Here is a 12,877-nt window from a genome sequence, read left to right on the forward strand (position 1 = left end):
CGGACCCGTCCGGCGGCGCCGGGACTCACCCGGTCGGCGGCCCGCGCGGACGGAAGTCCTGCGAGCGCGATGCCCCGGTACGTCCCTTATCGTCGGCCGGGAGGACGGCAGAAGGAGGCCCCGTGCCCACGCCTACCCCCGTGCCCCCGCGCGACCGGGCCGATACGCCCTGGCGCTCGGAGGGCGCCCCGCCCGGTCCGCCGCCGAAGAGGCGGATGCCCGGCGGCTGGCGGGGACTGATCCTCGCTGCCCTGATCGTCTACCTGGTGACCAACCTGGTCCTGTCCTTCTTCAACGAGGGCGACGAGCCGGTCATCTCGTACACGGAGTTCAGCGAGCAGGTGGCCGCCGGCAACGTCTCGAAGATCTACTCCAAGGGCGACGCCATCCAGGGCCAGCTGAAGGCCAAGCGACCGCTGCCGGACGGCGACAAGGGCGACTACACGAAGTTCGTCACCCAGCGCCCGGCCTTCGCCGACGACCAGCTGTGGGCCAACCTCACCAAGCAGAACGTCACCGTCACGGCCTCCCCGGTCGTCGTCCAGCGCAGCTTCCTGGCCAACCTGCTGCTCTCACTGGCCCCCATGCTGCTGCTGGTCCTGCTCTGGGTGCTCGTCGCCCGGCGGATGTCCGGCATGGGCGGCATGGGCGGGCTGGGCCGCAAGGCACCGCCCAAGCCCGTCGAACTCGCGGGTGCCAAACGGACCACCTTCGAGGACGTCGCCGGCATCGACGAGGTCAAGGGCGAGCTCAACGACGTCGTGGACTTCCTCAGGAACCCGCAGCAGTACCAGCGGCTGGGCGCCCGGATGCCCGGCGGGGTCCTGCTGGCCGGAGCGCCCGGCACCGGCAAGACCCTGCTGGCGCGGGCCGTCGCCGGCGAGGCCGGGGTGCCGTTCTTCTCCGCCTCCGCCTCCGAGTTCATCGAGATGATCGTCGGCGTGGGCGCCTCCCGGGTCCGCGAACTCTTCGCCGAGGCGCGCAAGGTGGCCCCCGCGATCGTCTTCATCGACGAGATCGACACCATCGGCCGGGTCCGCGGCGGCGGCGCCGCCATGGGCGGCCACGACGAGCGCGAACAGACCCTCAACCAGATCCTCACCGAGATGGACGGGTTCTCCGGCTCGGAGGGCGTGGTCGTCCTGGCCGCCACCAACCGGCCCGACGTCCTGGACCCGGCACTCACCCGGCCCGGCCGCTTCGACCGCACGGTGGCGGTCTCCCCGCCGGACCGGTCCGGCCGCGAGGCCATCCTGCGCATCCACACCCGGGACATCCCGCTGGCCCCGGACGCGGACCTGGAGCAGGTGGCCCGCACCACGCCGGGCATGACGGGCGCGGACCTGGCCAACCTCGCCAACGAGGCCGCCCTCCTCGCCGTGAAGCGGGGGCAGGACCGGGTCACCCAGGCGGACTTCATGGACGCCCTGGAGAAGGTCCAGCTGGGCGCGGCGCGTTCGCTCGTCATGCCGGAGGAGGAGCGCCGCCGCACCGCGTACCACGAGAGCGGACACGCCCTGCTGGGCATGCTCCAGCCGGGCGCCGACCCCGTCCGCAAGATCACCATCGTCCCGCGCGGCCGGGCGCTCGGCGTCACCCTCTCGACACCGGACGCGGACCGGTACGCGTACACCGAGGACTACCTGCGCGGCCGCATCATCGGCGCCCTCGGCGGCATGGCCGCCGAGCAGCTCGTCTTCGACGTCATCACCACGGGCGCGGAGAACGACCTCGAACAGGTCACCAACCTCGTGCGCGGCATGGTCGGACGCTGGGGCATGAGCGAGCGCGTCGGCCGCCTCACGGCGATCCCGGCGGACGCCCAGAGCCCGTACGGGCTGCTGGCCGCCCCGGCCACCCTCGACGTCGTCGACCACGAGATGCGGCGCATCGTGGACGAGTGCCACGCGGAGGCACTCCGCCTGCTGCGCGAGCACCGCCCGAAGCTGGACGCCCTGGCGCGGGCGCTCCTGGTCAGCGAGACCCTCGACGAACCGGCCGCCTACGCCGCCGCGGGGATCCCGCGCCCGGCCAAGAACGCCGACCCCAACGGCGCCGGCCCGCGAGCCGCCGACTTCTAGTGCATTCCTGGAGCGCCACATTCCTGGAGCGCCGGTCAGGCCATCCGGGCGATCACGTACCGAAAGATGTTCGGCAGCCACACGGCTCCGTCGCCGCGCTCGTACGGGTGAAGGGCCTCGGCCAGCTCCTTCTCCGCGAGCGCGGGATCGGCGCACCGGTAGAGCCCCGTCGACAGCAGCCCCCGTACCGCGCTGTCCACGTCCGCGTACCCGAACGGGCAGAACACCCGCCCCGAGCCGTCCGGCACCAGCCCCGCCGCCTCCACCGCCGCGTCCAGGTCCCGCGCCACCGGCCCGCCGCCCAGCACCTGAGGCACCGTGCACCGCTCCGCCGGGCCCCAGTCGGCCAGCACCACCGCCCCGCCCCGCCGGACCGCCGGCAGGGCCAGCGCCAGCTCGGCCGGGCGCGGCGAGAAGGCCAGCAGCACGTCGTACGGCACCCGGGGGGCGGGAGGGGCCGCCATCACCTCCAGCAGCCGCTCGCGGGCCAGCGCCCGGCGGGCCGGATCGGGCTCCACCCCCGTGGCCAGGGCTCCCCGCCCCGCGGCCAGCAGGAGGGCGAGCCCGGCCCCGCAGTCGAGGCCGAGCAGCCGGTTGCCCGGCCCGACCTCCAGCCGGTCGTAGACCGCCTCGTACAGCGGTACCAGCATCCGTTCCTGGATCTCCGCCCAGTCCCGGGCGACGAGCGTCGCCGTCGGCGTCGGTGTCATCGAAAGAGCGCTCCTGATTCCGTGTCGCCCCCTTGCCCCCGTTGCCAGGGAACTCCCCATTCGCCCCCGCGTCCAGAGGAGTGCGCCACCCGATTCACGCTCGGTGCGCCGGGCGCCGTACCATTCGCGCCATGGCAAAGGCACCCGTTCTCACCCCCCAGGCGGAGGATTTCCCCCGCTGGTACCAGGATCTGATCAACAAGGCCGAGCTGGCCGACAACGGTCCGGTACGCGGCACCATGGTCATCCGACCGTACGGCTACGGGCTGTGGGAGCGGATGCAGCAGGAGATGGACGCGCGCATCAAGGACGCGGGCGCCCAGAACGCCTACTTCCCGCTGTTCATCCCGCAGTCGTACCTGACGAAGGAAGCGGAGCACGTCGAGGGCTTCGCCCCCGAGCTCGCGGTCGTCACGCACGGCGGCGGCAAGGAGCTCGAAGAGCCGGTCGTCGTCCGGCCCACCTCCGAGACGATCATCAACGACTACTTCTCCAAGTGGGTCCAGAGCTACCGGGACCTGCCGCTGCTCATCAACCAGTGGGCCAACGTCGTCCGCTGGGAGATGCGCCCGCGCGTCTTCCTCCGTACGAGCGAGTTCCTGTGGCAGGAGGGCCACACGGCCCACGCCACGTACGAGGAAGCCCGCGACTACGCCGCCCGCATCCACACGGACGTGTACGGCGACTTCATGACGAACGTGCTCGGCATCGACGTCGTGCTCGGGCGCAAGACCGCCAAGGAGCGCTTCGCCGGTGCCATCAACACCCTCACCCTCGAGGGCATGATGGGCGACGGCAAGGCCCTCCAGCTGGGCACGAGCCACGAGCTCGGCACCAACTTCGCCAAGGCTTTCAATACGCAGTACCTGTCGAAGGAAGGCAAGCAGGAGCTCGTCTGGCAGACCTCGTGGGGCGTCTCGACCCGCATGGTCGGCGGCCTGATCATGTCCCACGGCGACGACAACGGCCTCCGCGTCCCGCCGCGCCTCGCGCACGTCCAGGTCGTCGTCATGGCGATCAAGGGCGACGAGGCTGTGGCCAAGGTCCGCGAGCTGGGCGCCCAGCTGAAGGCCGCCGGACTGCGCGTCCAGGTCGACGACCGCGTCGACACCCCGTTCGGCCGCCGTGCCGTGGACTGGGAGCTCAAGGGCGTACCGGTGCGCATCGAGATCGGCCCGCGCGACCTGGAGAACGGCACCGCGATGCTGGCCCGCCGCATCCCGGGCGGCAAGGAGGCGGTGCAGATCTCCGCGCTGCTCGACCTGCTGCCCAAGGTGCTGGAAGAGGACCAGGCGCAGCTGCTGCGCGAGTCCCGCGAGCGCCGTGAGGCCCGTACCTCCGACGTCTCGACCATCGAGGAGGCCGCCGAGGCCGCCATCGCCGGTGGCTGGGCGCGGATCCCGTGGGCCGACCTCGGCCCCGAGGGCGAGGCCAAGCTGGCCGAGCAGGCCGTCTCCGTACGCTGCCTGATCGCGGCGGACGGATCGGTTCCGGAGACGGACGACGCTCCCGGTACGCTCGCGATCGTCGCGCGCTCGTACTAGGCAGCCAGGCGGCCAGGCGGCACCTGCCGGCACCGCAGTCTTCCCACGCCCCGGCGTGCGGCCCGCGCCGCACGCCGGGGCTGGTCTCTTTGGTCGACGTTACGTACCGACTCCTCCTGACTTCTACGCACCCGTCCTCGTCAGGACACATGAGACTGAACTGACTGGTACGTGCAAAAAATTTGGAATGGCCCGGAATCGGAACACCTGGGCACTCCGGCTCGTTGTTACGACGTGAGCACGACACCACCTGTTCTCGCCGCAGAGCTGGCGCAGGCGTGGGCCGACATTCAGCGGTACCACCCCGAGCTGCCTGACCTTGCCGCGCCCGAGTCCCTGATCGGAGAGTCCTCGTCCGCCTGTGGCGCCGAGCTCTCCTTCGAGCGACTGCTGCACGAGGCAGTCCACGGCATCGCCGCAGCCCGCGGTGTCCGGGACACCTCGCGCGCCGGCCGCTACCACAACCGCAGATTCCTCGCGATCGCCGAGGAGATGGGGCTGGACCACTCGGAAGAGCCGCACGCCAGCAGCGGCTTCTCGCTGGTCTCGCTCAGTCCCGAGGCGAAGAAGCGCTACCGCCCGACGATGGAACGGCTCCAGCGCGCCCTCAAGGCGCACACGGTCGCCACCGCCGCCGACACCAAGCGCAGCTTCCGCGGTCCGGCCGCCCGGCACGGCTCGTCCGGTGGCGGGGTGCGGGTCAAGGCGGTCTGCGACTGCGGGCGCAACGTGCGGGTCGTCCCCTCCGTACTGGCCCAGGCGCCGATCGTGTGCGGCGGCTGCATGAAGCCCTTCCGCATCCCCGAGGCGGCCGTCGCGGCCGCCGCCTCCTGAGCCCGGCGGCCCCCGGCGCCCGGCCGTGAGGGGCGGGCGGCGTGGTCCCGCGCGCTTCCGCGGGGCGGGGCGGAGTTCAGTCGCGCGCTCGCGCGCCGCTGATGGCCACTGCCCGTGAGAAGCGCCGCAGGCATGTGGCACAATGGCTAGCTGTACTCGACAGTCGCATAGGACCCCTCTCTCCTCCGGCTGACGCGTCCATCGGGCACCCGAGTACCGCAACCCCACGTGGCATCTCATGTGCCCAACCACGTCAAGTTCAGGAGACACCACTCCAGTGGCAGTCAAGATCAAGCTCAAGCGCCTCGGCAAGATTCGCCAGCCGCACTACCGCATCGTCGTCGCCGACGCCCGCACCCGCCGGGATGGTCGCGCGATCGAGGAGATCGGTATCTACCACCCGACCTACAACCCGTCGCGCATCGAGGTCAACGCCGAGCGTGCGCAGTACTGGCTGTCCGTCGGCGCCCAGCCCACCGAGGCTGTGCTCGCCATCCTGAAGCTGACCGGTGACTGGCAGGCCCACAAGGGCCTTCCCGCCCCCGCGCCGCTCCTGCAGCCGGAGACGAAGGAGAGCAAGCGTCGCTCCTTCGACGAGTTCGCCAAGGCCCTCGAGGGCATCGGCGAGGGCAAGGGCGAGGCCATCACGCAGAAGAAGAAGGCCGACAAGAAGGCGGACGAGGCTGAGGCCACCGCCGAGTCGACCGAGGCCTGATCATGCTCGAGGAGGCTCTTGAGCACCTCGTGAAGGGCATTGTGGACAACCCCGACGACGTGCAGGTCGCCTCGCGCAACCTGCGCCGCGGGCAGGTGCTGGAGGTCCGGGTCCACCCCGATGACCTCGGCAAGGTGATCGGCCGCAACGGCCGCACCGCACGTGCTCTGCGTACCGTCGTGGGCGCCATCGGCGGCCGGGGGATCCGCGTCGACCTCGTCGACGTGGACCAGGTCCGCTGAGCAGTTGAATCACCGGCACGGGCCGGGGAGGGCATACGTGCCCGCCCCGGCCCGTCGTCGTCTGAACAGGAGAGACACACAGTGCAGCTGGTAGTCGCGCGGATCGGCCGCGCCCACGGGATCAAGGGTGAGGTCACCGTCGAGGTGCGGACCGACGAGCCGGAGCTGCGGCTCGGGCCCGGTGCCGTCCTTGAGACCGAGCCGGCGTCGGCGGGTCCGCTGACCATCGAGACGGGCCGCGTGCACAGCGGAAGGCTGCTGCTCCGCTTCGAAGGCGTCAAGGACCGCACGGGCGCCGAGGCCCTGCGCAACATCCTGCTGATCGCCGAGGTGGATCCGACGGAGCTGCCGGAGGAAGAGGACGAGTACTACGACCACCAGCTGATGGACCTGGACGTGGTGCTGGAGGACGGGACCGAGATCGGCCGGATCACCGAGATCTCCCACCTCCCCTCGCAGGACCTCTTCATCGTCGAGCGGCCGGACGGCACCGAGGTGATGATCCCCTTCGTCGAGGAGATCGTCGCCGAGATCGACCTGGAGGAGCAGCGCTGCGTCATCACCCCGCCGCCCGGGCTGATCGACGACCGCGCCGAGATCGCCTCGGCGCGTGACGCGGAGGCCGGGACCGAGGCCGAGGCCGACGCCGAGGCTGAGGCTGAGGAAGCCTGATGCGTCTCGACGTCGTCACGATCTTCCCCGAGTACCTGGAGCCGCTGAACGTCTCCCTCGTCGGCAAGGCGCGGGCCCGTGGCCAGCTCGACGTACACGTCCACGACCTGCGGGAATGGACGTACGACCGGCACAACACGGTCGACGACACCCCGTACGGCGGTGGCCCCGGCATGGTCATGAAGACCGAGCCCTGGGGCGAGGCCCTCGACGCGGCCCTCGCCGACGGCTACGAGTCCGGCGCCCACGGGCCCGTCATGGTCGTCCCCACGCCCAGCGGCCGCCCGTTCACCCAGGAACTCGCCGTCGAGCTCTCCGAGCGGCCCTGGCTGATCTTCACCCCGGCTCGCTACGAGGGCATCGACCGCCGCGTCATGGACGAGTACGCGACGCGGATGCCGGTGTACGAGGTCTCCATCGGCGACTACGTCCTGGCCGGCGGCGAGGCGGCCGTCCTGGTCGTCACCGAGGCCGTGGCCCGGCTGCTGCCCGGGGTCCTCGGCAACGCCGAATCGCACCGGGACGACTCCTTCGCCCCCGGCGAGATGGCGAACCTGCTGGAGGGGCCGGTCTTCACCAAGCCCCCGCAGTGGCGCGGGCGCGGCATCCCGGACGTGCTGCTCAGCGGCCACCACGGGAAGATCGCGCGGTGGCGCCGGGACGAGGCCTTCCGCCGGACGGCCTCGAACCGGCCCGACCTGATCGAGCGCTGTGAGGCCTCCGCCTTCGACAAGAAGGACCGGGAGACCCTGAGCGTCCTCGGCTGGAAGCCCACGCCCGACGGCCGATTTTGGCGCAGGCCGCAGAGCGTGGAAGAATAGGCGGCTGCTGTGTGCTCGCGTGCGCCCCTGCCACAGGGGGACCGTCGCCCGCCGAGTGACCCGGCTCCCGAATTCTCTCCGGAAACCCGCACCGGCGACCTGTGGCGTCGTGCGAAGAAAGCAGACGAACAACATGTCTCACCTGCTCGATGGCGTCAACGCCGCCTCGATCCGCTCCGACGTCCCGGCCTTCCGCCCGGGTGACACGATCAACGTGCACGTCCGCGTCATCGAGGGCAACCGCTCCCGTATCCAGCAGTTCAAGGGCGTTGTCATCCGTCGCCAGGGCTCTGGCGTCTCCGAGACCTTCACCGTTCGCAAGGTCTCCTTCAGCGTCGGCGTGGAGCGCACCTTCCCGGTGAACTCCCCGATCTTCGAGAAGATCGAGCTCGTCACCCGCGGTGACGTGCGTCGCGCCAAGCTGTACTTCCTCCGTGAGCTCCGCGGCAAGGCCGCGAAGATCAAGGAGAAGCGCGACCGCTGATCTCCCCTCCGGGTTCCGGGGGCGGCCGGATAGGCTCGCACCCGATGGACACCGAAGCAGAGCTCACACGACGCGGCCACTCCTCTCCCGGACAGGGGGAGGAGCGGCCGCGTTCTGCGTTCCCCGGGCTGCGCGGGATGCGCGGGGTGGGCGGGCTGACCTGGCGGCGGGCCGGACTGCTCGGTGTGGTCTGCACCGTCTTCCTGCTGCTGCTCAGTAATTTCGTCGTACAGCCCTTCCTGATCCCGAGCCGGTCGATGGAGCCGACGCTTGAGGTCGGGGACCGGGTGCTGGTGAACAAGACGGCGTACCGGTTCGGTGACCGGCCGAAGCGCGGGGACGTGGTCGTCTTCGACGGCACGGGCTCCTTCGTGCCGGAGCACGCCGGGGCCGGTGGCAACGCGGTCGGCGAGGCCCTGCACGGAGCCGCCTCGGCGCTGGGGCTCGCAGAGCCCTCCGACACCGACTTCGTGAAGCGGGTCGTGGGGGTGGGAGGCGATGACGTGGTGTGCTGCGACGCGGGCGGCCGGATCAAGGTCAACGGGGTCCCGCTGGACGAGCCGTACCTTTATCCGGGTGACACTCCCTCGAAGGTGCCCTTCCGGATCGCCGTACCGCTGGGGGCCCTGTGGGTCATGGGTGATCATCGTTCCCAGTCCCGGGACTCCCGGGACCACCTGGGCGAGCCGGGCGGGGGGATGGTGCCGGTGGAGAAGGTGATCGGACGGGCCGACTGGATCGGCTGGCCGGTGACGCGCTGGGGCTCCGTATCGCGCGAAGGGTCGGGTTCCACCGCGGGTGCCGCCCCGGGAGCGGGCGCCGGTGGCGCTCATGGGTAGCCGGGGCAGGCCGAGAAGCGGGCGCGAGCCCGAACCCGGGCCCCGGCGCGAGCCTTTGCCGCCCTTGCGGGAGCCCGCGCCGCCACGGCGGCCGCCCGAGTTCTGGCGCGCGCCCGAATCGCCCGGTGGGCCGGCGCCCCGGCCCGCGCCCGAGCCGCAGCGTGTGCCCCAGCCCCAGCCCCAGCCCCAGCCGCGGCCGGAACCGCGGCCGCGACCCCGGCCGGAGCCGGAAACCCTGAGGCGGTTCGAGACCGTACGGGAGCCCGAGCCCCGGCGCGATCCCGGGTCCCGGCGTGAGCCGGGGTCCCGGCGCGATCCCGGCACCCGGCGCAGGTCCGCGTCCGAATCCGTGGGGTCGGAGGCCGGCGGCGGCCGGGCCGAGCGGCGGCGGCTGGCGCGCCGGGTCAAGCGGCGGCGCCGTACCCGCAGGGTGGGCGAACTCCCGCTGCTGGTCATCGTGGCGCTGTGCATCGCCCTCGTCCTCAAGACCTTCCTGGTGCAGGCCTTCTTCATCCCCTCCGGTTCGATGGAGCAGACCATCCGGATCGGCGACCGGGTCCTCGTGGACAAGCTGACCCCGTGGTTCGGCTCCAAGGTCGAGCGGGGCGACGTCGTCGTGTTCAAGGACCCCGGCGGCTGGCTCAGGGGCGAGACCGCCCGGACCGCCCCCGACCCGGTCGTGGTCAAGCAGATCAAGCAGACCCTGACCTTCATCGGACTGCTGCCCTCCGCCGACGAGCAGGACCTGATCAAGCGGGTCATCGGCGTCGGCGGGGACACCGTCGTGTGCTGCGACGCCCAGGGCCGGGTCACCGTCAACGGATCGCCGCTCGATGAGCCTTACGTGAACCCCGGCAATACGCCTTCGGACATCCGCTTCGAGGTGACCGTGCCCAAGGGACGGCTGTTCGTCATGGGTGACCACCGTGCGAATTCGGCCGATTCCCGCTTCCACCTCGACGAGGCCTTCGCAGGCACCATCTCCGAGGAGGGCGTGGTCGGGGAGGCGGTCGTCATCGCCTGGCCGTTCGGACACTGGCGCAGGCTGGAGACACCGGCCACCTTCCGCATGGTGCCGGATCAGGCGCGGACCGGGCGGCGCGGCCCCGGCAGGCGCCGTAGGGGCACACCGTTCGCATAGTGTGTCCTCGGTCTCCCGAGCCCTAGGGAACTCCCGCTCGTTAAGGGAGGGGAGGGCCCGTTTCCGATCCGGTGCGGGCGGCGACTTTGCGATGAAGGAGTGGATGTGGGGGATGTGGCGGTAGGCGCTCGATCCGGACGCGACGAAGGCGAGGAGCGGCCGGACGATGCCGTCAAGCGCGAGGCCGAGGAGAAGGAGGGCGAGGAGGACGCGGCGCGTCCGCAGCGCTCCTTCTGGAAGGAGCTCCCGCTCCTCATCGGTATCGCCCTGCTGCTGGCCCTGCTGATCAAGACCTTCCTGGTCCAGGCGTTCTCGATCCCCTCCGAGTCGATGCAGGACACGCTCCAGAAGGGCGACCGGGTCCTCGTCGACAAGCTGACCCCGTGGTTCGGCTCGGAACCCGAGCGCGGTGAGGTCGTGGTCTTCCACGACCCGGCCGGCTGGCTGGACGGGGAGCCCACCCCGCAGCCCAACCTCGCGCAGCAGATCCTCAGCAAGATCGGCCTGATGCCGTCGGCCGATGAGAAGGACCTGATCAAGCGGACCATCGCCATCGGCGGGGACACGGTCGAGTGCAAGAAGGGCGGCCCGGTCGTCGTCAACGGCAAGGAGCTGGACGAGCCGTACATCTACCCGGGCAACACCGCGTGCGACGACGCCCCGTTCGGGCCGATCACGGTGCCCAAGGGCAAGATCTGGGTGATGGGCGACCACCGCCAGAACTCGCAGGACTCCCGCTACCACATGCAGGACAAGAACCAGGGCTTCGTGCCGGTCGACAAGGTCGTCGGGCGGGCCGTGGTCGTCGCCTGGCCGCTCACCCGCTGGGCGACCCTGCCGGTGCCGGACACCTTCGACCAGCCGGGCATCGGCAACCAGGCCAAGGCGGGCGCGCTGGGTCTCGGCGCCTCGGGTCTGGCCCCGGTCGGGCTCGGCCCGGCCGCACTCGGAGTCACCGGTGCCGTGCCGCTCGTGATGTGGCGCAAGCGGAGGCTGACCCGGGGTCGTACCGCCGGGTAGGGTGCCGCCCAGGTCAACGGTCCGGCTATGGGGGCGCTGCAATGGGCGGAACACAGGTAATACGCGGACAGAAGGATGGCCGCGGCGGTCTCGGCAACGTGTTGTCGGGAATCGCCGTGGCCATCGGCTTTGTGCTCTTCCTGGGCGGGTTCATCTGGGGTGCGGTCGTGTACCAGCCCTACACGGTGCCGACCGACTCGATGATGCCGACGGTGAACCCCGGGGACCGGGTGCTGGCGCAGCGCATCGACGGCGCCGAGGTGCGCCGGGGCGACGTCGTCATCTTCAATGACTCCCTGTGGAGTGACTCGCCCATGGTCAAGCGGGTCGTCGGCATCGGCGGCGACACCGTCAAGTGCTGCGGGCAGGGCGGCCGGCTCACGGTGAACGGCAAGGAACTCGACGAGCCGTACATCGACCAGCCCAAGCCGGAAGGGGTGGGCGCCTTCGGGGAGTCGGACACGCCGAGTACGGGGGGCGCCTCGGGCGGCGCGGGCGCGTCGAGTGGGCCGGGCGCTCCCGACACGGCGGGCGCGCTGCCGGTCGTGGCCTCCGGCACGCCGTTCGAGGTGACGGTGCCGGAGGGCAAGCTGTTCCTGCTCGGTGACCAGCGGTCCGTCTCGATCGACTCCCGGGCGCACCTCCAGGAAGCGGGGCAGGGGACCGTGCCCCGGTCCGAGGTCAGTGCCCGCGTCGACGCCCTGGCCTGGCCCAGGCTGCGGATGGTGGACCGCCCGAAGACGTACGAGCCGCTGCCCGGCGGCACCTCGAAGGCCGGGCCGCTGCGGTTCCAGGCGGCGACGGTGCTGGGCGGCGCCCTCCTGGTGGCGATCGGGGCCGCGTACGGGCCGCTGGTACGGGTTCTCGGGCGCGGGCGGCGGCGGGAGCCGGTCGGTGTCGGCTGAGCCCGCGGGCGGCTCAGCCCGCAAGGTGTCACGGGTGATCCTGCTGGATCCCGAGGACCGCATCCTCCTGCTGCACGGCTTCGAGCCGGGGGACCCGTCGGACGACTGGTGGTTCACCCCGGGCGGCGGGCTGGAGGGTGCGGAGACCCGCGAGGAGGCCGCGCTGCGGGAGCTCGCGGAGGAGACCGGGATCAAGGACGTGGAGCTCGGGCCGGTGCTGTGGCACCGGTACTGCTCCTTCCCCTTCGACGGGCGGCGCTGGGAACAGGACGAGTGGTACTTCCTCGCCCGCACCCGGACGGTCCGCGCGGAGACCGTGATGGGCGGGCTGACCGAGCTGGAGCGGCGCAGCGTCAGCGGTGCCAGGTGGTGGACCTCCGAGGAACTTCTCGCGGCCCATGAGACGGTGTACCCGACCAAACTCGCCGGGCTGCTCCGGACGCTGCTCGACGTCGGTCCTCCGGGTGTGCCGGTGGTCCTCGCCCCGGAAATCGTTTAGGGGCGCGGAGGCCTGGCGCACAATAGGGGGACGCACGGCTGAAGGGGAACATGCCATGAGTGCCGAGGACCTCGAAAAGTACGAGACCGAGATGGAGCTGAAGCTCTATCGCGAGTACCGCGACGTCGTCGGGCTGTTCAAGTATGTGATCGAGACCGAACGCCGTTTCTACCTCACCAACGACTACGAGATGCAGGTGCACTCGGTCCAGGGAGAGGTGTTCTTCGAGGTCTCGATGGCCGACGCGTGGGTCTGGGACATGTACCGGCCGGCCCGGTTCGTGAAGCAGGTGCGGGTGCTGACCTTCAAGGACGTGAACATCGAGGAGCTCAACAAGACCGATCTCGAACTGCCCGGCAGCTGAGGCCGC

General features: G+C 71.0%; 14 protein-coding genes and 1 pseudogene. 14 read left to right on the plus strand and 1 reads right to left on the minus strand.

Features of this window, described 5'->3' with window-relative positions; translation table 11 throughout:
- The first annotated feature begins 122 nt into the window (after positions 1-122).
- On the plus strand, positions 123-2,081 hold the full coding sequence (gene ftsH / locus EES41_RS26105; RefSeq protein WP_123080545.1) for an ATP-dependent zinc metalloprotease FtsH: 1,959 nt from the start codon (positions 123-125) through the stop codon (positions 2,079-2,081).
- 35 nt (positions 2,082-2,116) lie between these two features.
- Here ftsH and EES41_RS26110 read toward each other — a convergent pair whose 3' ends face one another.
- Complete coding sequence (locus EES41_RS26110; RefSeq protein ID WP_123080546.1) at positions 2,117-2,791, minus strand: methyltransferase type 11; 675 nt, start codon at positions 2,789-2,791, stop codon at positions 2,117-2,119.
- 131 nt (positions 2,792-2,922) lie between these two features.
- Between EES41_RS26110 and proS the strand changes: the two genes are divergently transcribed.
- The 13 genes and pseudogenes from proS to EES41_RS26180 all read left to right on the plus strand — a co-directional run bounded on the left by proS (position 2,923) and on the right by EES41_RS26180 (position 12,871).
- A complete protein-coding gene (gene proS / locus EES41_RS26115) occupies positions 2,923-4,335 on the plus strand; it encodes a proline--tRNA ligase (RefSeq protein WP_123080547.1) in 1,413 nt (470 codons plus the stop codon).
- A gap of 234 nt (positions 4,336-4,569) precedes the next feature.
- A complete protein-coding gene (locus EES41_RS26120; protein ID WP_100582774.1) occupies positions 4,570-5,169 on the plus strand; it encodes a hypothetical protein in 600 nt (199 codons plus the stop codon).
- A 277-nt stretch (positions 5,170-5,446) separates the two neighbouring features.
- Positions 5,447-5,884, plus strand: a complete 438-nt coding sequence (gene rpsP, locus EES41_RS26125) for a 30S ribosomal protein S16 (protein ID WP_008737511.1) — start codon at positions 5,447-5,449, stop codon at positions 5,882-5,884.
- 2 nt (positions 5,885-5,886) lie between these two features.
- Positions 5,887-6,126 (plus strand): RNA-binding protein, encoded by a 240-nt coding sequence (locus tag EES41_RS26130; protein ID WP_007266827.1) that lies wholly within the window; start codon positions 5,887-5,889, stop codon positions 6,124-6,126.
- Between the two features lie 81 nt (positions 6,127-6,207).
- A complete protein-coding gene (gene rimM / locus EES41_RS26135) occupies positions 6,208-6,798 on the plus strand; it encodes a ribosome maturation factor RimM (protein ID WP_123080548.1) in 591 nt (196 codons plus the stop codon).
- Entirely contained in the window at positions 6,798-7,619 is an 822-nt protein-coding gene (gene trmD, locus EES41_RS26140) for a tRNA (guanosine(37)-N1)-methyltransferase TrmD (RefSeq protein WP_123080549.1), read from the plus strand. The genes rimM and trmD overlap by 1 nt, the downstream gene beginning before the upstream one ends.
- 133 nt (positions 7,620-7,752) lie before the next feature.
- Positions 7,753-8,103 (plus strand): 50S ribosomal protein L19, encoded by a 351-nt coding sequence (rplS, locus tag EES41_RS26145; RefSeq protein WP_008737520.1) that lies wholly within the window; start codon positions 7,753-7,755, stop codon positions 8,101-8,103.
- Between the two features lie 44 nt (positions 8,104-8,147).
- Complete coding sequence (gene lepB / locus EES41_RS26150) at positions 8,148-8,942, plus strand: signal peptidase I (protein ID WP_123080550.1); 795 nt, start codon at positions 8,148-8,150, stop codon at positions 8,940-8,942.
- A 373-nt stretch (positions 8,943-9,315) separates the two neighbouring features.
- Positions 9,316-10,274, plus strand: a pseudogene (gene lepB, locus EES41_RS26160) (signal peptidase I); the annotation flags it as partial.
- Positions 10,198-11,103 carry a signal peptidase I gene (gene lepB, locus EES41_RS26165; RefSeq protein WP_123080552.1) on the plus strand — a complete coding sequence of 302 codons (906 nt, stop codon included), beginning with the start codon at positions 10,198-10,200 and terminating at the stop codon, positions 11,101-11,103. The pseudogene lepB (EES41_RS26160) and the gene lepB (EES41_RS26165), both read left to right, overlap by 77 nt.
- A 41-nt stretch (positions 11,104-11,144) precedes the next feature.
- Entirely contained in the window at positions 11,145-12,008 is an 864-nt protein-coding gene (gene lepB / locus EES41_RS26170; RefSeq protein ID WP_123080553.1) for a signal peptidase I, read from the plus strand.
- Positions 11,998-12,507: an NUDIX hydrolase gene (locus EES41_RS26175; protein ID WP_123080554.1), complete on the plus strand. Its 510-nt coding sequence runs from the start codon at positions 11,998-12,000 to the stop codon at positions 12,505-12,507. Before lepB (EES41_RS26170) ends, EES41_RS26175 begins: the two co-directional genes overlap by 11 nt.
- 55 nt (positions 12,508-12,562) lie before the next feature.
- The gene (locus EES41_RS26180; protein ID WP_008737534.1) at positions 12,563-12,871 is read left to right on the plus strand and encodes a DUF2469 domain-containing protein; all 309 of its coding nucleotides are present in this window, start codon (positions 12,563-12,565) and stop codon (positions 12,869-12,871) included.
- Positions 12,872-12,877: the final 6 nt, after the last annotated feature.

Origin of the sequence: Streptomyces sp. ADI95-16 (genome assembly GCF_003721495.1) — a bacterium.
Lineage (GTDB): Bacteria > Actinomycetota > Actinomycetes > Streptomycetales > Streptomycetaceae > Streptomyces > Streptomyces goshikiensis.